This window comes from Streptomyces sp. NPDC127097, from assembly GCF_042724075.1.
Lineage (GTDB): Bacteria > Actinomycetota > Actinomycetes > Streptomycetales > Streptomycetaceae > Streptomyces.
The window spans coordinates 1-25,224 of record NZ_JBHXFI010000081.1; the positions used below are offsets into that span (position 1 = coordinate 1).

At 69.9% G+C, this 25,224-nt stretch carries 24 protein-coding genes; 20 read left to right on the plus strand and 4 right to left on the minus strand.

Annotation, left to right across the window (positions count from 1 at the left end; all coding sequences use genetic code 11):
* Positions 1 to 157: 157 nt before the first annotated feature.
* Both ACFWJW_RS35005 and ACFWJW_RS35010 read right to left on the minus strand, forming a co-directional pair.
* A complete protein-coding gene (locus tag ACFWJW_RS35005; protein WP_387248826.1) occupies positions 158 to 829 on the minus strand; it encodes a response regulator in 672 nt (223 codons plus the stop codon).
* Between the two features lie 13 nt (positions 830 to 842).
* On the minus strand, positions 843 to 1,799 hold the full coding sequence (locus tag ACFWJW_RS35010) for a RecB family exonuclease (protein WP_387248828.1): 957 nt from the start codon (positions 1,797 to 1,799) through the stop codon (positions 843 to 845).
* 338 nt (positions 1,800 to 2,137) lie between these two features.
* Here ACFWJW_RS35010 and ACFWJW_RS35015 point away from each other — a divergent pair, with 338 nt between their 5' ends.
* From ACFWJW_RS35015 to ACFWJW_RS35025, 3 genes are all read left to right on the plus strand, one after another.
* The gene (locus ACFWJW_RS35015) at positions 2,138 to 3,406 is read left to right on the plus strand and encodes a site-2 protease family protein (RefSeq protein WP_387248830.1); all 1,269 of its coding nucleotides are present in this window, start codon (positions 2,138 to 2,140) and stop codon (positions 3,404 to 3,406) included.
* 67 nt (positions 3,407 to 3,473) lie between these two features.
* Entirely contained in the window at positions 3,474 to 4,400 is a 927-nt protein-coding gene (locus tag ACFWJW_RS35020) for a tRNA (adenine-N1)-methyltransferase (protein ID WP_387248832.1), read from the plus strand.
* A gap of 202 nt (positions 4,401 to 4,602) precedes the next feature.
* Complete coding sequence (locus ACFWJW_RS35025; protein ID WP_387248860.1) at positions 4,603 to 5,175, plus strand: hypothetical protein; 573 nt, start codon at positions 4,603 to 4,605, stop codon at positions 5,173 to 5,175.
* 45 nt (positions 5,176 to 5,220) lie between these two features.
* On the opposite strand, the gene ACFWJW_RS35030 is transcribed toward ACFWJW_RS35025, so the two are convergent.
* Positions 5,221 to 5,514, minus strand: coding sequence for a ferredoxin (locus ACFWJW_RS35030; protein WP_042157156.1), 294 nt, complete (start codon positions 5,512 to 5,514; stop codon positions 5,221 to 5,223).
* A gap of 249 nt (positions 5,515 to 5,763) precedes the next feature.
* On the opposite strand from ACFWJW_RS35030, the gene arc reads away from it, so the two are divergent.
* The 6 genes from arc to prcA all read left to right on the plus strand — a co-directional run bounded on the left by arc (position 5,764) and on the right by prcA (position 11,919).
* On the plus strand, positions 5,764 to 7,530 hold the full coding sequence (gene arc, locus ACFWJW_RS35035) for a proteasome ATPase (RefSeq protein ID WP_042157154.1): 1,767 nt from the start codon (positions 5,764 to 5,766) through the stop codon (positions 7,528 to 7,530).
* Positions 7,531 to 7,806: 276 nt separating this feature from the next.
* The gene (gene dop, locus ACFWJW_RS35040) at positions 7,807 to 9,318 is read left to right on the plus strand and encodes a depupylase/deamidase Dop (protein ID WP_387248835.1); all 1,512 of its coding nucleotides are present in this window, start codon (positions 7,807 to 7,809) and stop codon (positions 9,316 to 9,318) included.
* A 189-nt stretch (positions 9,319 to 9,507) separates the two neighbouring features.
* Entirely contained in the window at positions 9,508 to 9,726 is a 219-nt protein-coding gene (locus ACFWJW_RS35045) for a ubiquitin-like protein Pup (protein WP_042157149.1), read from the plus strand.
* Between the two features lie 291 nt (positions 9,727 to 10,017).
* The gene (locus ACFWJW_RS35050) at positions 10,018 to 10,194 is read left to right on the plus strand and encodes an endonuclease domain-containing protein (protein ID WP_235467351.1); all 177 of its coding nucleotides are present in this window, start codon (positions 10,018 to 10,020) and stop codon (positions 10,192 to 10,194) included.
* The gene (gene prcB / locus ACFWJW_RS35055) at positions 10,146 to 10,991 is read left to right on the plus strand and encodes a proteasome subunit beta (RefSeq protein WP_387248838.1); all 846 of its coding nucleotides are present in this window, start codon (positions 10,146 to 10,148) and stop codon (positions 10,989 to 10,991) included. Before ACFWJW_RS35050 ends, prcB begins: the two co-directional genes overlap by 49 nt.
* 91 nt (positions 10,992 to 11,082) lie before the next feature.
* Positions 11,083 to 11,919 carry a proteasome subunit alpha gene (gene prcA / locus ACFWJW_RS35060; protein WP_387248840.1) on the plus strand — a complete coding sequence of 279 codons (837 nt, stop codon included), beginning with the start codon at positions 11,083 to 11,085 and terminating at the stop codon, positions 11,917 to 11,919.
* A 68-nt stretch (positions 11,920 to 11,987) separates the two neighbouring features.
* Here the strand turns inward: prcA and ACFWJW_RS35065 are convergent, their stop codons facing one another.
* On the minus strand, positions 11,988 to 13,091 hold the full coding sequence (locus ACFWJW_RS35065; RefSeq protein ID WP_387248841.1) for a LacI family DNA-binding transcriptional regulator: 1,104 nt from the start codon (positions 13,089 to 13,091) through the stop codon (positions 11,988 to 11,990).
* Positions 13,092 to 13,213: 122 nt separating this feature from the next.
* On the opposite strand from ACFWJW_RS35065, the gene ACFWJW_RS35070 reads away from it, so the two are divergent.
* From ACFWJW_RS35070 to ACFWJW_RS35120, 11 genes are all read left to right on the plus strand, one after another.
* Positions 13,214 to 14,473 carry an MFS transporter gene (locus ACFWJW_RS35070; RefSeq protein ID WP_387248843.1) on the plus strand — a complete coding sequence of 420 codons (1,260 nt, stop codon included), beginning with the start codon at positions 13,214 to 13,216 and terminating at the stop codon, positions 14,471 to 14,473.
* 9 nt (positions 14,474 to 14,482) lie between these two features.
* Positions 14,483 to 15,844, plus strand: coding sequence for a Pup--protein ligase (gene pafA, locus ACFWJW_RS35075; RefSeq protein WP_085927767.1), 1,362 nt, complete (start codon positions 14,483 to 14,485; stop codon positions 15,842 to 15,844).
* Positions 15,845 to 16,075: 231 nt separating this feature from the next.
* Positions 16,076 to 16,984, plus strand: a complete 909-nt coding sequence (locus ACFWJW_RS35080) for an FKBP-type peptidyl-prolyl cis-trans isomerase (protein WP_387248845.1) — start codon at positions 16,076 to 16,078, stop codon at positions 16,982 to 16,984.
* A gap of 57 nt (positions 16,985 to 17,041) precedes the next feature.
* Complete coding sequence (locus ACFWJW_RS35085) at positions 17,042 to 17,416, plus strand: FKBP-type peptidyl-prolyl cis-trans isomerase (RefSeq protein WP_018087767.1); 375 nt, start codon at positions 17,042 to 17,044, stop codon at positions 17,414 to 17,416.
* Between the two features lie 246 nt (positions 17,417 to 17,662).
* The gene (locus ACFWJW_RS35090; RefSeq protein WP_387248848.1) at positions 17,663 to 18,631 is read left to right on the plus strand and encodes a helix-turn-helix transcriptional regulator; all 969 of its coding nucleotides are present in this window, start codon (positions 17,663 to 17,665) and stop codon (positions 18,629 to 18,631) included.
* Between the two features lie 16 nt (positions 18,632 to 18,647).
* Entirely contained in the window at positions 18,648 to 19,598 is a 951-nt protein-coding gene (locus ACFWJW_RS35095) for a YafY family protein (protein ID WP_190841238.1), read from the plus strand.
* Between the two features lie 55 nt (positions 19,599 to 19,653).
* Positions 19,654 to 19,908, plus strand: a complete 255-nt coding sequence (locus ACFWJW_RS35100) for a hypothetical protein (RefSeq protein WP_387248850.1) — start codon at positions 19,654 to 19,656, stop codon at positions 19,906 to 19,908.
* A gap of 16 nt (positions 19,909 to 19,924) precedes the next feature.
* Positions 19,925 to 20,128 (plus strand): hypothetical protein, encoded by a 204-nt coding sequence (locus tag ACFWJW_RS35105; protein WP_387248852.1) that lies wholly within the window; start codon positions 19,925 to 19,927, stop codon positions 20,126 to 20,128.
* Between the two features lie 226 nt (positions 20,129 to 20,354).
* On the plus strand, positions 20,355 to 20,654 hold the full coding sequence (tatA, locus tag ACFWJW_RS35110) for a Sec-independent protein translocase subunit TatA (RefSeq protein WP_387248854.1): 300 nt from the start codon (positions 20,355 to 20,357) through the stop codon (positions 20,652 to 20,654).
* A 63-nt stretch (positions 20,655 to 20,717) separates the two neighbouring features.
* Positions 20,718 to 21,677: a twin-arginine translocase subunit TatC gene (gene tatC / locus ACFWJW_RS35115; protein ID WP_387248856.1), complete on the plus strand. Its 960-nt coding sequence runs from the start codon at positions 20,718 to 20,720 to the stop codon at positions 21,675 to 21,677.
* A gap of 674 nt (positions 21,678 to 22,351) precedes the next feature.
* Entirely contained in the window at positions 22,352 to 25,168 is a 2,817-nt protein-coding gene (locus tag ACFWJW_RS35120) for a DEAD/DEAH box helicase (RefSeq protein ID WP_387248858.1), read from the plus strand.
* Positions 25,169 to 25,224: the final 56 nt, after the last annotated feature.

Genomic DNA, 25,224 nt, shown 5'->3' on the forward strand with positions numbered 1-25,224 from the left:
GGACCCGGCACCCGTCGACCTTCTCCCGCTAGTGGTATAACACCACGCCGCCCCACGCCTCACGGGACGCCCCCACACCCCGGGGGGGCCGGCCCGGGAAACCTCCCCGGGCCGGCCCCGCCGTCGTCCGTCTGCCGGGCCGTCAGGCCCCGCCGCCCTACTGCGCGCCGGGACGCACCAGGCCGCTCTCGTACGCGTACACCGCCGCCTGCACCCGGTCGCGCAGCCCCAGCTTCGTCAGCACATGGCCCACATGCGTCTTGACGGTCGTCTCGCTCACGAACAGATCCGCGGCGATCTCCGCGTTCGACAACCCGCGGGCCACCAGCTTCAGCACCTCCACCTCGCGCTCGGTGAGGGTGTGCAGGGTGTCCGGCACCGGCTCCTCGCCCGACGGCAGATGTCCCGCGTACTTGTCCAGCAGCCGGCGGGTGATGCTCGGGGCGAGCATCGCCTCGCCCGCCGCCACCACCCGGATCGCCTGCACCAGCTCATTGGCCGGCGCGTCCTTGAGCAGAAAGCCGCTCGCCCCCGCCCGCAGCGCCTCGACGACGTACTCGTCCAGATCGAAGGTCGTCAGCACCAGCACCTTCGCCGGGCCGTCGTTCGCCGGGCCGGTGATCTGCCGGGTCGCCTCGACCCCGTCCATCCGGGGCATCCGGATGTCCATCAGCACCACATCGGGCTGAAGCGCCCGCACCTGCTCCAGTGCCTGGAGGCCGTCCCCGGCCTCCCCGACGACCGCCAGATCCTGCTCCGCCTCCAGAATCATCCGGAATCCCGTACGCAGCAGGGGCTGGTCGTCGACCAGCAGGACGCGGATGGCCACGAGCTCTCCTTCGTTAGATCTCCCCCATTCTGCCCTGCGGCGGCACACCGCCCTCCGCCGGGCGCACCCGGAGCGGATACACCGGGGGAGTGCCGCCGAATTCCGGACAGTGCGCCTGGTGGTCGCACCAGCCGCACAGCTTCGTCGGCCGCGGCCGCCAGTCGCCGCTCACCGTCGCCAGCTGGATCGCCTCCCACAGCGCCAGCAACTTCCGCTCCACGCCCCGCAGATCGGCCTCCACCGGGTCGTACGTCACCACATCGCCGCTGCCCAGATAGACCAGCTGAAGCCGCCGCGGCACCACACCGCGCAGCCGCCACACCACCAGGGCGTAGAACTTCATCTGGAACAGCGCGCCCTCGGCGAACTGCGGCCGCGGCGCCTTGCCGGTCTTGTAGTCGACGATCCGCACCTCGCCGGTCGGCGCGACATCCACCCGGTCGATGAAGCCCCGCAGCTGAAGCCCCGACTCCAGCACCGTCTCCACATACAGCTCACGGTCCGCCGGCTCCAGACGCGTCGGATCCTCCAGCGAGAACCACCGCTCCACCAGCGCCTCGGCCTCCGCCAGCCACCCCGCCAGCCGCTCGCCCTCCGCATCGTCCGCGAACAGCTCGGCCAGCTCCGGCCGCTTGGCGAGCAGCTTCTCCCACTCGCCCGGCACCATCGCCCGCGCCCCGGCCGCCGTACGCTCCGCCGCGGGGGCGTCGAAGAGCCGCTCCAGCACCGCGTGCACGACCGTGCCCCGGGTCGCCGCCGCGCTCGGCTTCTCCGGCAGCCGGTCGATCACCCGGAAGCGGTACAGCAGCGGGCACTGCATGAAATCGCTCGCCCGCGACGGCGACAGCGCCACCGGCGGCCGCGCCCGCTCCCCGTCGCCGGTCCCCGCCCCGGCCTCCGCCGCGCCCGGCTCGCCGCCGCTCCGCCCACTCCGCGTGTCCGCCCCGCCCTGCTCCGTGCTCCATCCCATGCCACAAAACCCTACGGCCCGCCACTGACAGGCGCGGACGGGTTACCGCGCAAGGGGGTGTCTCTCCGGTCTCCGTGGGCCTGCGGCGTCTGGCACCGCACCTCGCGGCGTTGTCGCATCACCCACGGACACCCAGTCAGAGGGAGACGCTCCGCCTTGCGATGCACGGCACCAGACACCGCAGGCTGATCCACGCAGACCGAAGAGACACCCCCCTGGCCCCCGCGGCCGACCGGGCCGGGCCGCTCCGCATACCATCGACGGCGGACCCCTTCGCCCTGCATGATCGAGATATCAGGCCGAGCAGGGGCGAATGCCGTAGTCAATGAGGGGACGCCGTGGACGAGAGCGGGAAGTCGCAGGACCCCGAGGAGTCCGTGCGGCCCCAGCCGCCCGAGCCGCCCGAGCGCAACAACGCACCGAAGGGACCCACCCCGGGCCCGGGGAAGAAGAAGAGCGGCGGCGGCATTCTGATGGGCCGTCCCTTCGGCGTGCCCGTCTACGTGGCGCCCAGCTGGTTCCTCGTCGCCGCCCTGATCACCTGGGTCTTCGGCGGCCAGCTGGAGCGCGTGCTGCCCGAGCTCGGCGCCGCCCGCTATCTGGTCTCGCTCTTCTTCGCCGTCGCCTTCTACGCCTCGGTGCTCGTCCACGAGCTGGCCCACACCGTCGCCGCGATCCGCTTCAAGCTCCCCGTACGCCGCATCCAGCTCCAGTTCTTCGGCGGCGTCTCGGAGATCGAGAAGGAGACCGAGACCCCCGGCAGGGAGTTCGTCCTCGCCTTCGTCGGCCCGCTGCTCTCCCTCGTCCTCGCCGGGGTCTTCTACGCCGGCATGCAGCTGGTCGAGCCCGGCACCGTCCCCGGGGTCCTGCTCGCGGGCCTGATGATCTCCAACCTCATCGTCGCGGTCTTCAACCTGCTGCCCGGCCTCCCGCTGGACGGCGGCCGGATGCTGCGCGCCCTGGTCTGGAAGCTCACCGGCCGGCCCATGAGCGGCACCATCGCCGCCGCCTGGGTCGGCCGCGCACTCGCCGTCACCGTCCTCATCGGACTGCCGCTGCTCACCCACACCGGCGCCCTCGGCACCGCCCGCCCCGAGATCGGCGGCGCCGACTCGCTCACCGACGCGCTGCTCGCCGCGATCCTCGCCGCCATCATCTGGACCGGCGCCGGCAACAGCCTGCGGATGGCCCGGCTGCGCGAACGCCTCCCCGACCTCACCGCGCGCACGCTGACCCGGCGCGCCGTCCCCGTCGAGACCGACACCCCGCTCTCCGAGGCGCTGCGCCGCGCCAACGACGCCGGCGCCCGCGCCCTGGTCGTCGTCGACCGCCAGGGCACGCCCACCGCCCTCGTCCGCGAGGCCGCCATCGTCGGTGTCCCCGACCACCGCCGTCCCTGGGTCCCCGTGGGCACCCTCTCCCAGGACCTCAAGGACGGTATGCGGGTCTCCGCCGAACTCGCCGGCGAGGACCTCCTGGAGTATCTGCGGGCCACCCCCGCCACCGAATACCTCGTCGTCGAGGAGACCGGTGAGATCTACGGCGTGCTGTCCACCGGCGACGTCGAGCGGGCCTTCGTCTCGGCCATGGCCCGGAAGGCGGCGTGACAGGGCTCGTTCCTGCACCGCCCGCCCACTGGTCGGCGCGGCCCCGACGGGCCGGTAGGCTGGTCACATGTCCGAACCGACCGGTGCCGCCCGCCGTCGCGGGCCCTTCAAGGTCGGGGACCAGGTCCAGCTCACCGACCCCAAGGGACGCCACTACACCTTCACGCTCGAAGAGGGAAAAAGCTTCCACACCCACAAGGGAGCCTTCCCCCACGACGAGCTGATCGGTGCTCCCGAGGGCAGCGTTGTCCGTACCACCGGGAACGTCGCCTACCTCGCGCTGCGCCCGCTGCTCCCCGACTACGTCCTGTCCATGCCCCGCGGTGCCGCCGTGGTCTACCCCAAGGACGCGGGGCAGATCCTGGCGATGGCCGACATCTTCCCCGGCGCCCGCGTCGTCGAGGCAGGTGTGGGCTCCGGCTCGCTCAGCAGCTTCCTGCTGCGCGCCATCGGCGACGACGGCATGCTGCACTCCTACGAGCGCCGCGCCGACTTCGCCGAGATCGCCACGCAGAATGTGGAGCGCTACTTCGGCGGTCCGCACCCCGCATGGACGCTCACCGTCGGTGACCTCCAGGACAACCTCTCCGACACCGACGTCGACCGCGTCATCCTCGACATGCTCGCCCCCTGGGAGTGCCTGGAGGCCGTCTCCAAGGCCCTGGTCCCCGGCGGCATCCTCTGCGCCTACGTCGCGACGACGACGCAGATGGCCCGCACCGTCGAGGCGATCCGCGAGCACGGCACCTTCAACGAGCCGTCGGCCTGGGAAACCATGGTCCGCACCTGGCACGTCGAGGGCCTCGCCGTCCGCCCGGACCACCGCATGATCGGCCACACCGGCTTCCTGCTGACCGCCCGCCGTCTCGCCGACGGCGTCGAGCCCCCGCTGCGCCGCCGCCGCCCCGCCAAGGGCGCGTACGGCGAGGACTACACGGGCCCCGGCAAGGACGCGGCGGCGGCATCCGGCGGCGGCTCCGCCGACCGCGGCTGACCGTCCAGAACCGGCCACCGAACCACCAGGCGCCGCCGACGAGTTCCCGCACGGGAATCCGCCGGCGGCGCCGCTGTGTTTCCACCCCGGATCTGCACGGAAAACTCCGGCCCTGCTGGTTCCTTGCCGCCCCCTCCTGTGGAACGATGCTGGGCACTCCCACCGCTACAGCACTTCACAGGAGTTAGCCCGCGTGCAGCCCATGGCAGGCCAGGACCTCTTGCACACCCAGCCGCGCCCCATGCACTGGCTCGCCACCGCCACCGCCATCTCGGCGGTCGTCGCGGCCGCGTCCTTCGTCCAGCCCCCCGACGCCACGGCCACGACCTCCCCGGCCGCCACCGGCCGGCACCCCGCCGCCGCCCCCGACCCGAGCCGGGTGACCTTTCCGGTCGACTGCGGCCCCAACCGCCTCGACGTGGTGAAAAAGGCATCCGGGGACCTCGACGGCGACGGCACGACCGAGACCGTCGCGGTGGTCCGCTGCCACAGCGGGACGGGCTCCCCGCCCAGCGGCGTCTACGTCCTCGCGCAGCCGGACGGGCGCCGGGCCGCCCCGCGGGTCGTGGCGACACTCCTCGCGCCCGCGCAGCAGCGCAGCGTCCAAACCCTCGCCGTCAAGGATGGCGCGATCTCCGCGGCGGTCCTGGGCTACTCCACGCACGACGTCCCGCGCTGCTGCCCGGACGTGCGCAAGAGCCTCAAGTGGCAATGGAAGGGCGGGAAGTTCGTCCAGAGCGAACTCCCCGCCGCCGTGAGCACCCGGCGCGTCTGACCGGTCACACGGTGTGCGCGCCGGGAGCGTTCCGCTGCGGCGGGGCTACTCCGCGTCCGGGCCGTAGACCTCGACCAGGTCCTTGACGCGGCGGACGTGGATGCAGTCCCCGGGGCACTCCTTCGCGGAATCCCGCACGTCATCGAGCAGCTTCAGCGGGACGGGCGTTGTGGCCCCCTTGTCCTGGAGCAGCTCGTCATCGGTGCTCTTGACGTAGGCCAGACCATCGATGTCGAGCTCGAAGACCTCCGGCGCGTACTGCGCACAGATGCCGTCCCCGGTGCACAGATCCTGGTCGATCCATACTTCCAGCTCTGGGGCTTCGTCCTGCGCGGTCATCTCGCCTGCCGTTCCTGCGTACGTGAACCGTTTTTGTCTAAGTGGCGCCAGCCCTGACGGGTGTTGACCAAGTCGACGATACAACCGCTCGCTTTCCGATGTTGTTGGGTGGGTATTCCCTTGGCGTGAGGACGTGCGCAAGGGTGAAGATCGGACACGCCCCGACAGTCTTTTCGATCTAGGGGTTTCAACCTGCACCGGCCCAGGTAGGGTCAGGAAGCGTCCAGCTCCTTGGAGGAGGTGAGGACCGTGGCAGCCCACGACGACGACATCAACCGCGGCATCCGGCCGGGGCGGGGGTCTGAAGATCCCGCCGGCCAGGTTGCCTATCTTGAGCAGGAGATCGCCGTCCTGCGACGCAAGCTCGCCGACTCTCCGCGTCACACGAGGATTCTCGAAGAGCGGATCGTCGAGCTGCAGACCAACCTGGCCGGCGTCTCGGCGCAGAACGAGCGTCTCGCCAATACTCTCCGCGAGGCCCGCGACCAGATCGTCGCCCTGAAGGAGGAAGTCGACCGGCTCGCGCAGCCGCCGGCCGGCTTCGGGGTCTTCCTTCAGACGAACGATGACGGCACGGTCGACATTTTCACCGGCGGCAGAAAGCTCCGGGTGAATGTCAGCCCCAGCGTGGAGACCGAGGACCTCAGGCGCGGCCAAGAGGTCATGCTCAATGAAGCACTCAACGTGGTCGAGGCCATGGAGTTCGAGAGCGCCGGCGACATCGTCACCCTCAAGGAGATCCTTGAGGACGGCGAGCGCGCCCTGGTGATCGGGCACACCGACGAGGAACGGGTGGTGAGGCTCGCCGAGCCGCTGCTGGACATCACCATCCGCCCCGGCGACGCCCTGCTCCTCGAGCCCCGCTCCGGCTACGTCTACGAGGTCATCCCGAAGAGCGAGGTCGAGGAACTCGTCCTCGAAGAGGTCCCGGACATCGACTACACCAAGATCGGCGGTCTGGGCGGCCAGATCGAACTGATCCGGGACGCGGTCGAGCTTCCGTACCTCTACCCCGATCTCTTCAAGGAGCACGAACTCCGCCCGCCCAAGGGCGTCTTGCTCTACGGCCCGCCCGGCTGTGGCAAGACTCTCATCGCCAAGGCGGTCGCCAACTCCCTTGCCAAGAAGGTCGCCGAGGTGACCGGGCAGCCCGCGGGGAAGAGCTTCTTCCTCAACATCAAGGGCCCCGAGCTGCTCAACAAGTACGTCGGCGAGACGGAGCGGCACATCCGGCTGGTCTTCCAGCGCGCCAGGGAAAAGGCGAGCGAGGGCACCCCCGTCATCGTCTTCTTCGACGAGATGGACTCCCTCTTCCGCACCCGGGGCTCCGGCGTCAGCTCGGACGTGGAGAACACCATCGTCCCGCAGCTGCTCTCCGAGATCGACGGTGTCGAGGGCCTCGAAAACGTGATCGTGATCGGCGCCTCGAACCGCGAGGACATGATCGACCCGGCGATCCTGCGCCCCGGCCGTCTCGACGTGAAGATCAAGATCGAGCGCCCGGACGCGGAGGCCGCCAAGGACATCTTCTCGAAGTACCTCACGGAGCGGCTGCCGCTGCACTCCGACGATCTCGCCGAACACGGCGACTCGCGGAAGGCCGCAGTGAGCGGAATGATCCAGTCGGTCGTCGAGCAGATGTATGCGGAATCCGAGGAAAATCGCTTCCTGGAGGTCACCTACGCCAATGGTGACAAGGAAGTCCTTTACTTCAAGGACTTCAACTCCGGTGCGATGATCGAAAACATCGTAGGACGTGCGAAGAAGATGGCCATCAAGGCTTTCCTCGAACACAATCAGAAGGGGCTTCGGGTTTCCCACCTCCTCCAGGCATGCGTGGATGAGTTCAAGGAGAACGAGGACCTGCCCAACACCACCAATCCGGACGACTGGGCCCGGATCTCCGGCAAGAAGGGCGAGCGGATCGTATACATCCGTACGCTGGTCACCGGAAAGCAGGGCGCCGACACCGGTCGCTCCATCGATACGGTGGCGAATACCGGCCAATACCTGTAACACCGCTCTCCGGCTGCGGATGTCCTGCACGGGGCGTCCGCAGCCGGACGCTTTTCCGGGGGCGCCAGAACCGCTCCCCGTAAGGGCGCGGTGAACCAGGGAAAACCGGACTGGAGCAATGACTGTAATGATCTCCCCAGCGCCGCTAAGGCGTTCTAGGCTCTTCGGTACCGCTGCGTCACGCTGTGCGGGCGTGGGGCACGCACACGGACCGGAAGCACAGCGGTACTTGAGCGCCGACCCCATCCGGGGGCGCCGCCGGGCTAGGAGGGCCGCATGACTGTACGGCGAGTAATGGGAATCGAGACGGAGTACGGGATCTCCGTCCCCGGCCACCCGAACGCCAATGCCATGCTCACCTCGTCCCAGGTCGTCAACGCCTACGCGGCCGCGATGCACCGGGCACGCCGTGCCCGCTGGGATTTCGAGGAGGAGAACCCGCTGCGGGACGCCCGCGGCTTCGACCTCGCACGGGAAAACGCCGACGCCAGCCAGCTCACGGACGAGGACATCGGCCTGGCCAATGTGATCCTCACGAATGGCGCCAGGCTCTACGTCGACCACGCCCACCCCGAATACAGCGCCCCCGAGGTCACCAATCCGCACGACGCCGTCCTGTGGGACAAGGCCGGCGAGCGGATCATGGCCGAGGCCGCCGAGCGGGCCGCCCAGGTCCCCGGCGCCCAGCCCATCCACCTCTACAAGAACAACACCGACAACAAGGGCGCCTCCTACGGCACGCACGAGAACTACCTGATGAAGCGGGAGACCCCGTTCTCGGACATCGTGCGGCATCTGACGCCGTTCTTCGTCGCCCGTCAGGTGGTCACCGGCGCCGGCCGGGTCGGTATCGGCCAGGACGGCCATGAGCACGGCTTCCAGCTCAGCCAGCGCGCCGACTACTTCGAGGTGGAGGTCGGCCTGGAGACGACGCTCAAGCGGCCGATCATCAACACCCGCGACGAACCGCACGCGGACGCGGAGAAGTACCGCCGGCTCCACGTGATCATCGGCGACGCCAACCTCTCCGAGATCTCGACCTACCTGAAGCTGGGCACCACCTCGCTGGTGCTCTCCATGATCGAGGACGGGTTCATCGCCGTCGATCTGGCCGTCGACCAGCCCGTCCGCACCCTCCACCAGGTCTCCCACGACCCCACCCTGCAACATCTGATCACGCTCCGCAGCGGCCGCACGCTCACCGCCGTACAGCTCCAGATGGAGTACTTCGAGCTGGCCCGCAAATACGTCGAGGACCGTTACGGAGCGGATGCGGACGATCAGACCAAGGACGTCCTGACCAGGTGGGAGGACGTGCTCGGCCGGCTGGAGAACGATCCGATGAGCCTGTCCGGCGAGCTGGACTGGGTCGCCAAGCGTGAGCTCATGGAGGGCTACCGGCGCCGGGACGGCCTGGACTGGGACGCGGCGCGGCTGCACCTCATCGACCTCCAGTACGCCGACGTGCGCCCCGACAAGGGCCTGTACAACCGTCTGGCGGCCCGCGGCAAGATGAAGCGGCTCCTGGACGAGTCGGACGTCACCCGGGCGGAGCAGAAGCCCCCAGAGGACACCAGGGCGTACTTCCGGGGGCGCTGCCTGGAGCAGTACGCGGACGATGTCGCGGCGGCCTCCTGGGATTCGGTCATTTTCGATCTGCCTGGTCGTGACTCCCTGCAACGGGTTCCCACACTGGAGCCGCTGCGGGGGACCCGTAAGCACGTCAAGGAGCTCCTTGACCGCTGCCGTACCGCAGAGGAGCTGGTCAGGACGCTCTCCGGTCGCTGAGCCGCGGCAGGTGCACGACAAATTTTGTGGCGATCAGCGGCCGATCCACGGCTGAAATCGTCGCGGGGCGGGAATCATCGAGGTGACTCCCGGGCGTTGCAGCAAGTGCAGGGCCGATGTCGGACCCTGCTTGTAGGGTCGGATCTTGAAGGTCACATCGAGCGGGGCGAACCGAGCGGGGTGAGGGACATGGCGACCAAGGACAGCGGCGGCGGACAGGCCAAGGCCACGCGTTCCACCGAAGAGGTCGAGGAGCAGACGCAGGACGCGGAGGCTTCGGAAGACCTCAAGGAACGCCAGGAAAAGTTGTCGGACGACGTGGATTCCGTCCTGGACGAAATCGATGACGTGCTCGAAGAGAACGCAGAAGATTTCGTGAGGTCCTTTGTTCAGAAGGGCGGGGAGTAGAGCGGACCGGACACGTTCGATGCAGGGGGGCCGAAGCGTTGCGCGCGGTGCGGAAGGAAGAGACCGCGCGCAGCCTTCGGGCGGCATCCGGGCAGCTGCGCCGGCCGCCGGGACTCCGGCACCTCGTACCCCCGGGAACGCACCACGGCACGTGCCCGCCCCCGTGGCGGCGATGCCGTACACCGAAAGCCGGTCCGCCGGTCCCGGCAGGCGCGGGTGCCGCCGGGCGGGCGCGATGATCAAGGAGCGGCCGGTCTCCGCCCGATCCGTCCCGAGCCGGGCCCCGGGCATGTGGATCACACCCCCGATACGGGTAAGGTCCGAGGCGTACGGTGCATCAACTGCAACTCGGCACTCGGCAAGTTGAGGGATGACCCCGTCGCCATGCGCAGGGCCATCGCATATCCGGAAGGAAACGTGTGGAAGCCAATACTCGAAGCACCGGGCGTCTACCAGCTGCCTTCCTGACGCCTGGATCCTCGTCGTTCATGGATTTCCTCGGCGCGCACTCGCCCGATCTGCTGCCGGGCAATCGCCCGTTGCCGCCGGTACAGGGTGCCATCGAGGCGCCGCACGGCACGACGATCGTCGCCGCGGCGTTCCCCGGGGGCGTGGTGCTCGCCGGTGACCGGCGGGCGACCATGGGTAATGTCATCGCGCAGCGTGACATCGAGAAGGTTTTCCCGGCCGACGAGTATTCGGCGGTCGGCATCGCGGGCACGGCAGGTCTCGCGGTGGAAATGGTCAAGCTCTTCCAGCTGGAGCTGGAGCACTTCGAGAAGGTCGAGGGTGCCCAACTCTCCCTGGAGGGCAAGGCGAATCGTCTGTCGACGATGATTCGCAGCAATCTCGGGATGGCCATGCAGGGCCTGGCCGTGGTGCCGTTGTTCGCCGGCTATGACCTGGACCGCGAGAAGGGCCGCATCTTCTCGTACGACGTCACCGGCGGGCGCTCGGAAGAGCAGGGTTTCGCGGCGACGGGTTCCGGCTCGGTCTTCGCGCGCAGCGCCCTGAAGAAGCTCTTCCAGGAGGACTTCACGGAGGATCAGGCGGTCACCGCCGTCGTCCAGGCGCTCTATGACGCCGCGGACGACGATTCGGCGACCGGCGGACCGGACATGGCACGGCGGATCTACCCGATCGTCACGGTGATCACCGAGGACGGCTTCAAGAAGCTGACCGAAACCGAGGTCGCGGAGTTCGCCCGTGCCATTCATGAGCGCCGCCTGGAGCAGCCCGACGGTCCGCGCGCCGCGCTGCTCTGACGGGACGGATGTTCCGCAATGCTCCCCCAGCTCCCGCTGGGTGTGCCCCCAGCCACTGAGAGAGCTCTTGACAGGAAGGGACGGATAGCCGGTGTCGACGCCGTTCTATGTCTCACCCCAGCAGGCCATGGCCGATCGCGCCGAATACGCCCGCAAGGGCATCGCGCGCGGCCGCAGTGTCGTGGTGCTGCAATACACCGACGGCGTGGTCTTCGTCGCCGAGAATCCCTCCCGCGCCCTGCACAAGGTCAGCGAGATCTATGACCGGATCGCCTTCGCGGCCGTCGGCAAATACAACGAGTTCGAGAATCTGCGGATCGGCGGTGTGCGCTATGCCGATCTGCGGGGTTACACCTACGACCGGGAGGACGTGACCGCGCGCGGCCTGGCGAACGTCTACGCCCAGACGCTCGGCACGATCTTCTCCAGCGCCGCCGAGAAGCCCTACGAGGTCGAGCTGATCGTGGCCGAGGTCGGCAGCGCGCCCGAAGAGGACCAGATCTACCGGCTGCCGCACGACGGCTCGATCGTGGACGAGCACGGGTCGGTGGCCGTCGGTGGCAACGCCGACCAGATCAGCAGCTACCTCGACCAGCGGCACCGCGACGGCATGACGCTGGCCGAGGCGCTGAAGCTGGCGGTGGAGTCGCTGTCGCGGGACACCAACGGCGGTGAGCGCACCCTGACCGCCGAGCAGCTCGAGGTCGCCACCCTGGACCGCACGCGACCGCAGAAGCGCAAGTTCAAGCGGATCCTGGGGCGGCAGCTGTCGCGGCTCCTGGACGAGCATGCCGCCAAGGGCGCCAAGGAGCCGACGGCGGACGCGGACGCCGGTGCCGGCGAGGCCGGGGCGTCCGACGAAGGAACCGGCGGCAAGGGCGCCAAGGGCAAGGACGACTCCGAGGGGGAGTCCGGCCCGCTGCTCTGACGAGGTACCGCTTTCGAGGCCCGGTGCACGCGCCCCGGTGGGTCACTGCCCGCCGGGGCCGTGGCATGTCAGGAGGCGTCCCGGGGCGGGGCGGTGGAGCCGCGGGCAACCAGTTCCACGGGCAGCGTGGGGGCGTCCGCCGGGCGTCCGTCGAGCACCGTCATCAGGGCCCGCATCCCGGCCTCGCCGAACTCCTCGGCCGGCAGCCGTACGGTCGTCAGCTCCGGTTCGACGGCGACCGCCAGGGCCAGGTCGTCGAAGCCGGTGACGGAGACGTCCTCGGGGACGCGCAGGCCCAGGCGGCGGACGGCCTTGCAGGCGCCCGCGGCGATGATGTCGTCGTCGCAGAGCAGCGCCGTGGGGCGGGGGCCGGGGCCGGTGAGGGCGGCGTGCGCGGCGTGCAGCCCGGCGTCCACGCCGAGGGCGGCCCGCTGACGGCGCAGCAGAGCGCCGGGGACGCCCTGGAGGCTCTCGGCGACGGCGCGGGCGCGCACCTCGAAGGTCCAGGACCGGATATCGGCCGCGAGGTGGGTGATGCGGCGGTGGCCGAGGGCGCTCAGATGGCCGGTCAACTGCCGTACGCCATCGGCGATATCGAGGTTGACGGTGGCGCCGGCCCGGTCGTCGCCGGGGTCGCTGTCCAGCATGACCAGCGGCAGATCCGCGTCCCGGAGCGCGGTGAGCGCCTCGGCGGCCATGGAGGAGGCGATCACCCCGTCCAGGGTGGCCGCGGCGGAGTCGAAGGGGTCGCGGGCCGGGCCGATGCCCTCGGGGGAGGGGTAGAGGACGACGCCGAAGCCGTGCTCGGCGGCGACCCGGGCCGCGCCGGTGTAGACGCGGGCGAAGAACTCGGTGGTCAGGGCGGGGACGACCAGCAGCACCGTACGGGTGCGGCCCATCCGCAGGCTGCGGGCGGCGAGGTTGGGCCGGTAGCCCAGCTCGCGGGCGGCGGCGCGGACGGCTTCCGCCTTGCCGGGGGAGACCCGGCCGCGCCATTTGTCGCCCAGGACGAGCGAGACGGCGGCCTGCGAGACCCCGGCGGCGCGGGCCACGTCCCGGCTGGTGACGCGGGCGGCGGCCGGGCCGCCGGGGCGCGTGGCGCCGCCTGCTCCGTCCGCTCCGGTGGAGCCGGTGTGCGCACCGGGGGACGGTGCGGCCTCGTTGCTGCTCACCGGGTGTCCTGCTCCTCGTGTTTCGGCCACCGCGGGTGGACCGCGGGTTGTCGTCATGGTACGTATAACGGCGAAGGTTATACGTAACACGTCCGGTCCGGCCGGACAGGAGAGGGGCCCGGATGGCCGCGGGATACGCGGAGCTGCTCAGGACCCGGCATGCGGCCCGGCTCCTCGCGGGGACGCTGGTCGGCAGGCTGCCGAACGCCACCGCGGCGCTGGCCGTGGTCCTCTTCGTGCGCGCCGAGGGCGGCAGCTACGCCCTGGCCGGTGCGCTCTCCGCGGTCTACGGCGTCTGCAACGCCGTCGGGCAGCCGCTGCTCGGCCGGGCCGTGGACCTCTACGGGCAGCCGCGGGTGATGCTGCCCGCCGCGGTGCTCTCCGCGCTCGGCATGGCGCTGCTGGCGGCCGTCGGCCTGGATGTGCTGTGGCTCGCCTACGCCGCCATGGTGATCGCCGGTTTCTTCACCCCGCCCCTGGAGGGTGGTCTGCGGGCGCTGTGGCCCGGGGTCCTCAAGCGCGCGGACCGGGTGCACGCCGCCTACGCCCTGGACGCGGTGGCCCAGGAAGTCATGTTCGCGGTGGGACCGTTGCTGGTGACGCTGTGCGTCGCGGCCTGGTCGGAGGCGACCGCGCTGCTGGTGATCAATCTGATCGGGGTGCTCGGCGCGCTCTCCGTCGTCGTGTCCAGGCCGTCCCGGGAGTGGCGCAGCGGGCCCCGTGAGGCGCACTGGCTGGGGGCGCTGCGCTCGGCCGGGATGCTGGTGCTGATCGGGGCGTTCCTCTTCGTGGGTGTGGCCATGGGGGCGATCGCGGTCGCGGCGGTGGCGTACGCCGATGAGCACGGCGGCGGCATGGTCTCCAGCGCGCTGCTGTCCGCGCTCGGTGTCGGCGCGCTGGCCGGCGGTCTCGTCTACGGCGCCCGGGAGTGGCCGGGGCGGCCGGAGAGCCGGCTGCGGCTGCTGGTCTGTCTGCTGGCGGCGGGCTATGTGCCGCTGGTGCTGGCGCCGGACGTGGTCGGGATGACGGTGCTGACCGGTGTCGCCGGTGTGTTCCTGGCGCCGGCGCTGGCCTGCGCGTTCGTCGTGGTGGACCGGCACGCGCCCAAGGGCACGGTGACGGAGGCGTTTTCCTGGCTGGTGACGACGTTCGGCGTCGGAGCGGCGGTGGGGTCCGCGGTGGTGGGCCCGGCGGTGGAGAGCGGCGGCGCGGTCGCGGGCTTCGCGGTGGCGGGGGCCGGCGGGGTCGCCGCGATGCTCGTCCTTTTGTCGACGAAGCGATTTCTCGGGGATCCCGTGCGGCGTACCCCGGGTGGTCCCACGACGGAAAATGATCGAAACGGGGCTGTCGAACCCGGTTTCAGAGCAGGCCATCAGGCGTAATGTTCAGTCATGGACCGCCGCATTTTCGGGCTGGAGAACGAGTACGGCGTCACGTGCACGTTCAGGGGACAGCGCCGACTGTCGCCTGACGAAGTGGCGCGGTACCTCTTCCGCCGTGTCGTGTCATGGGGCCGCAGCAGCAACGTCTTCCTGCGGAACGGCGCCCGCCTGTACTTGGACGTGGGTTCGCACCCGGAATACGCAACTCCCGAGTGCGACAACGTGACCGAGCTGGTCACCCACGACAAGGCCGGCGAGCGCATTCTCGAGGGCCTGCTCGTCGACGCCGAGCGCCGCCTGCATGAGGAGGGAATCGCGGGCGACGTCTATCTCTTCAAGAACAACACCGATTCGGCGGGAAACTCCTACGGCTGCCACGAGAATTATCTCGTCGCCCGCCATGGCGAGTTCTCCCGGCTCGCGGACATCCTCATTCCGTTTCTCGTCACCCGTCAGCTGCTGTGCGGCGCGGGCAAGGTGCTACAGACTCCGCGCGGCGCCGTCTACTGCGTCAGCCAGCGCGCGGAGCACATCTGGGAGGGCGTCTCCTCGGCGACCACCCGCTCCCGCCCGATCATCAACACCCGCGATGAACCGCATGCGGACGCCGAGCGCTATCGCCGGCTCCATGTCATCGTCGGTGACTCCAACATGTCCGAGACGACCATGATGCTGAAGGTCGGTGCCACCGACCTCGTGCTGCGCATGATCGAGGCGGGCACGGTCATGCGCGATCTGACGCTGGAGAACCCGATCCGGGCCATCCGTGAGGTCAGCCATGACATCACCGGTCAGCGCAAGGTGCGGCTGGCCAGCGGGCGCGAAGCCTCCGCGCTCGAGGTCCAGCAGGAGTACTACGAAAAGGCCGTGGATTTCTGCGACCGCCGCGGAATCCGTACCGGCCTCGTCGAGCGGGTCCTGGAACTGTGGGGCCGTACGCTCGAAGCGATCCGGGACGAGGAGCTCGACCGGGTCTCGACCGAGATCGACTGGGTGATGAAACATCAGCTCATCGAGCGGTACCGGACAAAGAACAACATCACCATGTCCCACCCACGAGTGGCGCAGATAGACCTCGCGTATCACGACATCCACCGCCGCCGGGGGCTCTATTACCTCCTGGAGCGGAAGGGTCAAGCGGCGCGGATCTGCAATGACTTGAAGATCTTCGAGGGCAAGTCGGTGCCGCCGCAGACCACCCGTGCCAGGCTGCGCGGTGATTTCATCCGCCGGGCGCAGGAGCAGCGCCGCGATTTCACGGTCGACTGGGTGCACCTCAAGCTCAATGACCAGGCGCAGCGCACGGTGCTGTGCAAGGACCCGTTCCGCTCCGTGGACGACCGGGTGGAGAAGCTGATCGCAGGAATGTGACCAGCCGCGGGACGTATGCCGCTGCCGGTATCGGGGGCGGATTCCCTGCGTAACTCAGGGTGGGGATCCGACCCGGTCGAGTGACGGTGTTCCGAGCGTGTGGTGCCGGTGAGAGTGCCGACCGGATGGGAGAGTGGCGGGGTCCGTGTGACACGGCCCCGCCACTTTCGCTTTGCGTGGCTAGAGTGGCTCCGTCCATTCATTGATCGCAGCCCGTTTTGAGGGATATACGTGCGCCGACGCCGAATCGCAGCCCTGATCGCCGTGCCCCTGCTCCTCGTTTCCGCAGCGGCCTGCGGCAATGACGACTCATCCGAGGGCGGCTCAGCGCCGAAGGTGAGTGGGCAGGCGGATGCCAAGCCCAAGGTCGAGAAGGGCCAGGGCACCCCGCCCAAGAAGCTTCAGGTCAAGGTCCTCAAAAAGGGCGACGGGCCGGCGGTGAAGAAGGGCGAGGCCCTCAACGCCAACTACCTCGGCCAGACCTGGGACGGCAAGGCTTTCGACAACAGCTGGGACCGCGGCGCGCCGGCCACCTTCGAGATCGGCAGCGGCAAGGTCATCAAGGGCTGGGACGAGGGCCTGGTGGGCCAGAAGCTCGGCAGCCGTGTCGAGTTGGTCATCCCGCCGGACAAGGGTTACGGCGCGCAGGCCCAGCAGAACATTCCGGCCAACTCCACGCTGGTCTTCGTCGTCGACCTCAAGAAGATCATGCCGAGCAAGATCGACGGCAAGCCGGTCGCGCAGGACAACAGCGATCTCCCCAAGGTCGGGACCAACATCGACGGCAAGGCGCCGAAGATCACCCTCCCCAAGGGCCAGGACGCGCCGAAGGACGTCGAGAGCGCGACGATCATCAAGGGCAAGGGCGCGACGGTCGATGCGAAGAGCACCGTGCGGGCCCACTACACGGCGGTCACCTGGAAGGACGGCAAGGTGGTCGCCGACACCTGGGCGCCGGGGCAGCCCGGGGCGCAGGATGTGCCGGTCGCGCAGCTGCCGGGCTGGAAGGAAGGGCTCAAGGGCCAGAAGGCCGGCAGCCGGGTGCTGGTCGTGGTGCCGAAGAGCAAGCTGAGCCCTGACCAGCAGAAGTCCATCGGTTCCGATGTGGTGTTCTCGGTGGACGTCCTCAGCGTGAACTGACGCTGATCTGCCAGACTGGCGCCGTAATCGTAAAGATTCGTAAGTAGGAGCACATCCGTGAGCATCGACAAGCCCGAGATCGACTTTCCTGAGGGCCCGGCTCCCACCGAGCTCGAGATCGTGGACCTGACGGAAGGCGACGGGCCGGTCGCCAAGGCCGGGGACACCGTCTCCGTCCACTACGTCGGCGTGTCCTTCAGCACCGGCGAGGAGTTCGACGCCAGCTGGAACCGCGGCAAGCCGCTCCAGTTCCAGCTGGGCGCCGGCCAGGTCATCGCCGGCTGGGACCAGGGCGTGCAGGGCATGAAGGTCGGCGGCCGCCGCCGGCTGACCATCCCCGCGCACCTCGCGTACGGCGACCGTGGCGCCGGCGGCGGCCGGATCGCCCCCGGCGAGACGCTGATCTTCGTCTGCGACCTGGTCTCCGTCTGAGACCAGGTGCCGGTCGCCGTACGCGACCGCCGCTGACGTGACCGGGGCCCGTGCCATGACGGCACGGGCCCCGGTCGAGTAAGCCCCCACTCCCTGCCGGCCGACGGCCTCTGGCACATGCGCCGGACGCCGCCGGCTCCGCCCGCCGGGCGGACGGCGGGAGCGGGGGCTTCCTCGTCCGGCTTTGCCCTGACCACCGCGAGCGGTACGGTCAACGATCAGAAGTTCACACGAGAAAGGGCGTCGATGGCCATTGCCAAGGCCGAGCGGCTGATGAATCTGGCGCTGTGCCTGCTGGGGACGCGACGCCCGCTGACCAAGCGTGAACTGCGGTCGTCCATCGAGGCTTATATCGAGGCGAGCAGCGACGACTCGTTCAACCGCATGTTCGAGCGGGACAAGGACGATCTGCGCGAGCTGGGCCTGGTCATCGAGACCGTCGAGGGCATCGAGGGCGACGTCGGCTACCTCGCCCGCCGCGACAGCAACCGTCTGCCGCCGATCACCCTGGACGCCGAGGAGGCCGCGGCCCTGGGGCTCGCCGCCAAGATCTGGCAGCAGGCCCGGCTGGCGGGCGCCGCCAGCGGCGCGCTCCAGAAGCTGCGCGCCGCCGGAATGCCGCTGGCCGGGGACGGTGCCGACTACGACGCCGGGCAGCCGCACAGCGCGCTGGAACCCCGCATCCCCGCCCATGAGGCCGCCTTCGAGCCGCTGATGCTGGCCTGCCGCGACCGCCGCCCGGTCGTCTTCGACTACCGCAAGTCGAATGCCGCCCACCCCGAGCAGCGGCAGGTCGAACCCTGGATCCTCGAATGCTGGCGGGGCCATTGGTACGTCGCCGGCTGGGACCGTGAGCGCCAGGCCGAGCGGGTCTTCCGGCTCTCCCGGATCACCGGCAAGGTCCGTTCCCGGCAAGGGGCGTTCACCGCGCCGGTGCCCGATCACGTCACCGTCCGCGAGACCGTCGAGAGCTGGGCCGGCGAGACCGCCACCGGCACCGCCAGGATCAAGCTGCGCGCCGAGCACGGGTACCCGCTGCGCGCCCGTGCGCTCACCGTCCGCGAGCTGGGCGACGGCTGGGACGAGCTGGAGATCCCCAACGGGCACGGACTCGACGCCTGGCTCGTGGAGTTCGGCCCCGACGTGGTCGTCCTGGAACCCGCGGAACTGCGCGCCGATGTCATCGACCGGCTGCGTGCCGTGGCCAAGGGCTGAGAGGGATACGAGACCCATGGCGACGAACGCCATCGACCAGACCCGCCGGATGCTGTCCCTGGTGACCTACCTGCGTGAGCGCCCCGGCGCCCGCGTCGGGGACGTCGCCCGCGCCTTCGGCATCACCGAGGACGAGCTGATCGCCGACCTCGACGTCCTGCCGATGTGCGGCACCAGCTTCCGCGGCGGCGACCTCCTGGACATCGACACCGACGGTGACCGCATCTGGTGGCACAACCCCGACGATGTCGCCGAGCCGCTGCGGCTGGCCGCCGACGAGGCGACCGCGCTGCTGGTCGCCGCCCGCGCGGTGGCCACCCTGCCCGGACTGCGCGAGGGCGACCGGCAGGCACTGCTGCGGGCCACCGCCAAGCTGGAGGCGGCGGCCGGTGAGGCGGCCGGCGCCAGCTCCCGGCTCTCGGTGACCTTCGAATCCGAGGGCGGGGTGTTCGCCGACGTGGACCGCGCCATCGCCGAGCGGCGGCGGCTGTGGCTGCGCTACTACTCCCCGGCCCGCGACGAGCTGACCGAGCGCGAGGTGGACCCGATCCGGCTCTTCGCCGTCGGCCACACCTACATGGAAGCCTGGTGCCGGCTCTCGGAGGCCCGGCGTACCTTCCGGCTCGACCGGGTCGCCGAGATCAAGCTGCTGGACGCCCCCGCCGACCCGCCCCCGGTCGAGCTGCGTGATCTGTCGGAGGGCCTGGTGCAGCCCGCGGCCGAGGACCCCGAGGTCTCCATCGAGGTCGGGCCCGGCGGCCGCTGGGTCGCCGAGTACTACCCGCACGACAGCGCCGAGGAGCTGCCCGACGGCGGGCTGCGCATCACCCTGCGCACCCCCGACCCGGCCTCGCTGCGGCGGCTGGCCCTGCGGCTGGGCCGGGACGGCCGGATCGTGGCGCCGCAGGCCCTCGCCGACAGCGCGCGGCAGGCCGCCGAGCAGGCCCTCGCCGCGTACGGCGAGTGAGCGCGGCGGGCCGGGCGCGCCGCGCGGTGCGGGGTGACGGACGAGGCAGCGAAGGATGACGATGGCGATCACCACCGTGCCGGGCCGGCCCGCTCCGGTGCTCTACAAGGCAGCCTGCCCGGACTGCCGGGGCCGCTTCGAACTGGCCTCGGACGCGTTCCGGCTGGCGATCGGCGCCAGCAGCCGCACCACCTTCTACTCGTTCACCTGCCCCGACTGCCGTCGCGCGGTGCGCAAGCCGGCCGGCGAGCGGATCATCGAGCTGCTCACCGGCGGCGGCGTCCGCACGCTGCGGCTGCACACGGGCTGACCGTTAGGCTCGTCCCATGCTCTGGCCCATGATCGCAATCGCCCTCGGCTTCGCTGGGATCGCCGTGCTCGGCGTCCTCGCCGTCCGCGTCTTCGTCGAAGTGCGACGGCTGGCCCGCCAGGTCGGGGCCACCTCGGAGCGGATCCAGCGGGCCAGTGCCGACCTGGAGCGGGCGGCGGTGCCGCTCGCCTCCCGGATGCACGAGGCCGGCCGGGACTGAGACGTCGCCGTCCGGATGCGCGCCCTGCTCGGCCGGAGGGCAGAGGGGTAGGCTTCCCTCTGCGGTTCACGGCGCGCGGCGGTCGAGGCAATTCGGAAGATGCCCGGGCATTGCCCGGTGTTCACCACCGAACGTTACGATCGAGCGAGCCAGCACCAGGACGCCAGTCCGACCCCATTCGGCAGGCACCACAGCAGACGCCGCCCCGGCGAGAAGGTAGTCGCAGATGTTGAGCAACTTGAGGGCCCCCGAGATCATTCTGATCCTCGTCGTCATTGTGCTGCTGTTCGGTGCGAAGAAGCTGCCGGACATGGCGCGTTCGCTCGGGAAGTCCGCTCGCATCCTCAAGAGCGAGGCCAAGGCGATGAAGAAGGACGGCGACGCGGACGGTGGCGCCGCGGCCGGCACCTCCTCCGAGGCTCCCGCTGATGCTGCGCAGCAGGCCCCTCGTACGATTCAGGCGGCTCCCGGTGATGTGAGCAGCTCGCGCCCCGTGGCCGAGCCGAACCGCACCAACCAGAGCTGACCGAACCGATCCAGTCGCCCCGGCCCGGTCGGCGGCGGCTGATGTACGAGACGAGGAAGTGGGTTGCTCAAGTCTGCCCGCAAGCAGGAGAAGGACCCCGAGGGGCGGATGCCGCTCGCGGCGCATCTGCGTGAGCTGCGTAACCGGCTGCTGAAGTCGGTGCTGGCGATCATGGTGATCACCGTCATCGCCATGTGGCAGTACGACGCGATCGCCCACTTCGTCACGGGCCCGGTCATCGAATCGGTCGGCTGCCCCAAGCAGACGTCCGGCCCGCGCACCCACCCCTGTGCCCAGGTCGTGGCGAACGGTCTGCTCGCACCGTTCACGATCATGCTCAAGGTGTCCCTCACCACCGGTGTCGTCGTCGCCACCCCGGTGTGGCTCTACCAGCTCTGGGCCTTCCTCGCGCCGGGTCTCCACCGGCACGAGAAGAAGTACGCCCTCGGCTTCGTCGGTGCCGGCGCCCCGCTCTTCCTGGGCGGCGCGTACCTCGCCTACGCGGTCCTGCCGACCACCGCGGGCGCGCTGGTCGGCCTGACCCCCAGCGACTGGGCCAACTTCTTCCCCGCTGACGAGTTCTTCGACATCGTCACGCGCATGGTTCTGGTCTTCGGCCTGGCCTTCGAGCTGCCGCTGCTCCTGGTGCTGCTCAACTTCGGCGGGGTGCTCACCGGCCGCCGGATCCTGAGCTGGTGGCGGTTCATGGTGCTGGGTATCACGGTGTTCGCGGCCCTCGCCACGCCGACCGGTGATCCGCTGACCATGGGGCTGCTGGCCACGCCGATCGTGGTGCTGTACTTCGGTGCCGTCGGCATCTGCCTCTTCAACGACCGTCGCCGCAAGCTCGGCAACCCGGACGCGGGGCTGAGCGACGACGAAGCCTCGGAGCTCGATCTGACGCCCGGCGAGGTCGGGGAGATCGAGCCGGTTGCCTCCCGGGGGATGCTGCCGGAGCAGGCGAGTGGTGAGGTGGGCGGGGACGGTGCGGGGCGCCGTGGCGGGTACGACGACTTCACGTGACGCTTCGCTGATTGCGCCGAGGGGCCCCGCGATTTTTGCGGGGTCCCTTTGTTTGTCTGCGGGTGCGTTGTGGCTGGGCGCGCCGTTCCCCGCGCCCCTGTGGGGTGGCCGCTGTGCGTTGTTTGGTGCGGCTGTGTTGTGGCTGGTGCCGTTGCGGGGTTTGTGGGTGCCGCGGGGGTCGGAGGGGACGCACCGGGGCCCGTCCTCGGCGCGGGCGACGCGGGTGCGTGTGTTTGATTGCCCCGGTGTTTGCTCCGGTCCTGCGGGCGGGCCCCGGTACATCCCCTCCGACCGTCCAGCGTTGCCGTCTGCCGGTCGGTGGCACCGTCCGTCACAGACCCGCTCGGCCCGCGCCCAAGCTGCCAGGTGATGGCTCGGCCAGGTGCTTGCCAAGGGGTGCTGCTGCCTTGCCGTAACGGTGATGGGTATGGCGGGTCAGTCGCGTACGGACGGTGGTCGGAGGGGATGTCCGGTGCCCCGCCCGCAGGACTGGAGCGGACGCCGGGGCTCCCAACTTCTGGGACCCGCGTCGCCCGCGCCGAGGACGGGGTACCGGGCGTCCCCTCCGACCCGCCACCCACCCGCCGTGGGCGAACGGCGAACAGCCACCGGCAAAAGCGCGTGGGATAAAGATCGGGTCGTTGTCAGAGGTGGCCGGTAGGCTCGTAAGCACGATGACCGAGGACATGTCCCCTGCTGAGCGCTATGCCGCCGCCAAGCTCTGGGCGGCCGAGCAGGCCACCGCACTCGCCCCTTTCCGTGAAATGTACGACTTCGGGCTGGATCCGTTCCAGATCGAGGCGTGTCAGGCGCTGGAGGCCGGCCAGGGCGTGCTGGTCGCGGCTCCTACTGGATCCGGCAAGACGATCGTCGGCGAATTCGCCGTCCATCTGGCCCTGGAGCAGGGCCGCAAATGCTTCTACACCACGCCCATCAAGGCGCTCTCCAACCAGAAGTACCAGGATCTGGTCAGACGTTACGGTGCCGAGAAGGTCGGTCTGCTGACCGGCGACAACAGCGTCAACTCCGAGGCTCCGGTGGTCGTGATGACCACCGAGGTGCTGCGGAACATGCTCTATTCCGGGTCGCAGTCGCTGGTCGGCCTCGGCTATGTGGTCATGGACGAGGTGCACTACCTCTCCGACCGCTTCCGTGGCGCCGTCTGGGAAGAAGTGATCATTCATCTTCCCGAGTCGGTGACGCTGGTGTCACTGTCGGCGACGGTCTCCAACGCGGAGGAATTCGGCGACTGGCTGGACACGGTGCGTGGCGACACCGCCGTGATCGTCTCCGAGCACCGGCCGGTGCCGCTGTGGCAGCACGTCCTCGCGGGGCGCCGGATATACGACCTGTTCGAGGAGCGGGACGGGCAGCGCGGCGGGCGCCGTGAGGTCAATCCTGATCTGGAGCGGCTGGCGCGGATGGAGAACAGCCGGCCGACGTTCGGGCGGGACAAGCGCCGGGGCCGCAATATGCGCGAGGCGGACCGGGAGCGGGAGCGGCGGCAGCGCGCCCGTATCTGGACGCCGAGCCGGCCCGAGGTCATCGACCGTCTCGACAACGAGGGCCTGCTCCCCGCGATCACCTTCATCTTCAGCCGGGCCGGCTGCGAGGCGGCCGTTCAGCAGTGCCTGGCTTCGGGGCTGCGGCTCAACGACCAGGAGGGCCGCGAGCAGGTCCGTCGCATAGTGGAGGCGCGGACGGCCGGGATTCCGGATGACGACCTTCATGTGCTGGGCTACTTCGAGTGGTTGGAGGGCCTGGAGCGGGGCATCGCCGCGCACCACGCCGGAATGCTGCCGACCTTCAAGGAGGTCGTCGAGGAGCTGTTCGTGAAGGGCCTGGTCAAGGCCGTCTTCGCCACCGAGACACTGGCGCTGGGCATCAACATGCCCGCGCGTTCCGTGGTGATGGAAAAGCTGGTGAAGTGGAACGGTGAGCAGCACGCCGACATCACCCCCGGCGAGTACACCCAGCTGACCGGCCGGGCCGGGCGCCGCGGGATCGACATCGAGGGCCACGCGGTGGTGCTCTGGCAGCGGGGGATGGACCCGGGCGCGCTGGCCGGGCTCGCCGGGACGCGTACCTATCCGCTGCGGTCCTCGTTCAAGCCGTCGTACAACATGGCGGTCAACCTCGTCTCGCAGTTCGGCAGGCACCGTTCACGTGAGCTGCTGGAGATGTCCTTCGCGCAGTTCCAGGCCGACAAGTCGGTGGTCGGGATCTCGCGGCAGGTGCAGAAGAACGAGGAGGGGCTGGAGGGTTACCGCGGTTCGATGACCTGCCACCTCGGTGATTTCGAGGAATACTCCCGGCTGCGGCGGCAGTTGAAGGACCGGGAGACGGAGCTGGCCAAGCAGGGCGCGGCACAGCGGCGGGTGGCGGCCGCGGCGGCGCTGGAGAAGCTGAAGCCCGGCGATGTCATCCATGTGCCGACCGGCAAGTACGCGGGCCTGGCGCTGGTCCTCGACCCCGGGATGCCCTCGGGGCGGACGAACGGCCACCGCGGCTTCGATGCGCAGGACGGCCCGCGGCCGCTGGTGCTGACCGCCGAGCGGCAGGTCAAGCGGCTGGCCTCGATCGACTTCCCGGTGCCGGTCAAGGCGCTGGACCGGATGCGGATCCCCAGGTCGTTCAATGCCCGCAGCCCGCAGTCGCGCCGTGATCTGGCCTCCGCGCTGCGGACGAAGGCCGGCCACATGGTCCCCTCGCGGCACCGTAAGCCCCGTTCGGAGGCGGCCGACGACCGTGAGATCGCCCGGCTGCGTACGGAGATCCGGGCGCACCCCTGCCATGGCTGTGCCGAGCGGGAGGACCACGCCCGCTGGGCGGAGCGCTATCACCGACTGCTCCGCGACACCCGCCAGTTGGAGCGCCGGATCGAGGGCCGGACGAACACCATCGCCCGTACCTTCGACCGGATCTGCGCCCTGCTGACGGAGCTGGACTACCTCGAAGGCGACACCGTCACCGACGAGGGCCGCCGGCTCGCCCGGCTCTACGGCGAGCTGGATCTGCTGGCGAGCGAGTGTCTGCGGGAGGGTGTCTGGGAGGGGCTGGGCCCCGCGGAGCTGGCGGCCTGTGCCTCGGCGCTGGTGTACGAGGCGCGGCAGGCGGATGACGCGGTGGCACCCAAGCTGCCGGCCGGCAAGGCCAGGGACGCACTGGGCGAGATGGTCCGCATCTGGGGCCGGCTGGACGCCCTGGAGGAGGACCACAAGATCAACCAGGCGGAGGGCGTCGGCCAGCGGGAGCCCGACCTGGGCTTCGCCTGGGCCGCCTACCGCTGGGCCTCCGGCTTCGGCCTCGACGAGGTGCTCCGCGAGGCCGAGATGCCGGCCGGTGACTTCGTCCGCTGGTGCAAGCAGCTGATCGATGTCCTCGGCCAGATCGCGGCCGCGGCCCCGCCCGGCGGCACGGTCGCCCGTACGGCCCGTAAGGCCGTGGACGGGGTGCTGCGCGGCGTGGTGGCGTATTCGTCGGTGGGCTGAGCACGACGGGCCCGGCCCAGCAGAGCGGAGGCGCCGCACCCCGGACGGACGGGGTG

Coding starts and splice junctions, on each gene's coding strand:
- ACFWJW_RS35010 (WP_387248828.1), bottom strand. CDS start 1,799: ATGGGATGGAGCACGGAGCAGGGCGGGGCGGACACGCGGAGTGGGCGG.
- ACFWJW_RS35020 (WP_387248832.1), top strand. CDS start 3,474: ATGTCCGAACCGACCGGTGCCGCCCGCCGTCGCGGGCCCTTCAAGGTC.
- ACFWJW_RS35025 (WP_387248860.1), top strand. CDS start 4,603: ATGGCAGGCCAGGACCTCTTGCACACCCAGCCGCGCCCCATGCACTGG.
- ACFWJW_RS35030 (WP_042157156.1), bottom strand. CDS start 5,514: ATGACCGCGCAGGACGAAGCCCCAGAGCTGGAAGTATGGATCGACCAG.
- dop (WP_387248835.1), top strand. CDS start 7,807: ATGACTGTACGGCGAGTAATGGGAATCGAGACGGAGTACGGGATCTCC.
- ACFWJW_RS35045 (WP_042157149.1), top strand. CDS start 9,508: ATGGCGACCAAGGACAGCGGCGGCGGACAGGCCAAGGCCACGCGTTCC.
- ACFWJW_RS35070 (WP_387248843.1), top strand. CDS start 13,214: ATGGCCGCGGGATACGCGGAGCTGCTCAGGACCCGGCATGCGGCCCGG.
- pafA (WP_085927767.1), top strand. CDS start 14,483: ATGGACCGCCGCATTTTCGGGCTGGAGAACGAGTACGGCGTCACGTGC.
- ACFWJW_RS35090 (WP_387248848.1), top strand. CDS start 17,663: ATGGCCATTGCCAAGGCCGAGCGGCTGATGAATCTGGCGCTGTGCCTG.
- ACFWJW_RS35095 (WP_190841238.1), top strand. CDS start 18,648: ATGGCGACGAACGCCATCGACCAGACCCGCCGGATGCTGTCCCTGGTG.
- ACFWJW_RS35100 (WP_387248850.1), top strand. CDS start 19,654: ATGACGATGGCGATCACCACCGTGCCGGGCCGGCCCGCTCCGGTGCTC.
- ACFWJW_RS35105 (WP_387248852.1), top strand. CDS start 19,925: ATGCTCTGGCCCATGATCGCAATCGCCCTCGGCTTCGCTGGGATCGCC.
- tatA (WP_387248854.1), top strand. CDS start 20,355: ATGTTGAGCAACTTGAGGGCCCCCGAGATCATTCTGATCCTCGTCGTC.
- ACFWJW_RS35120 (WP_387248858.1), top strand. CDS start 22,352: ATGACCGAGGACATGTCCCCTGCTGAGCGCTATGCCGCCGCCAAGCTC.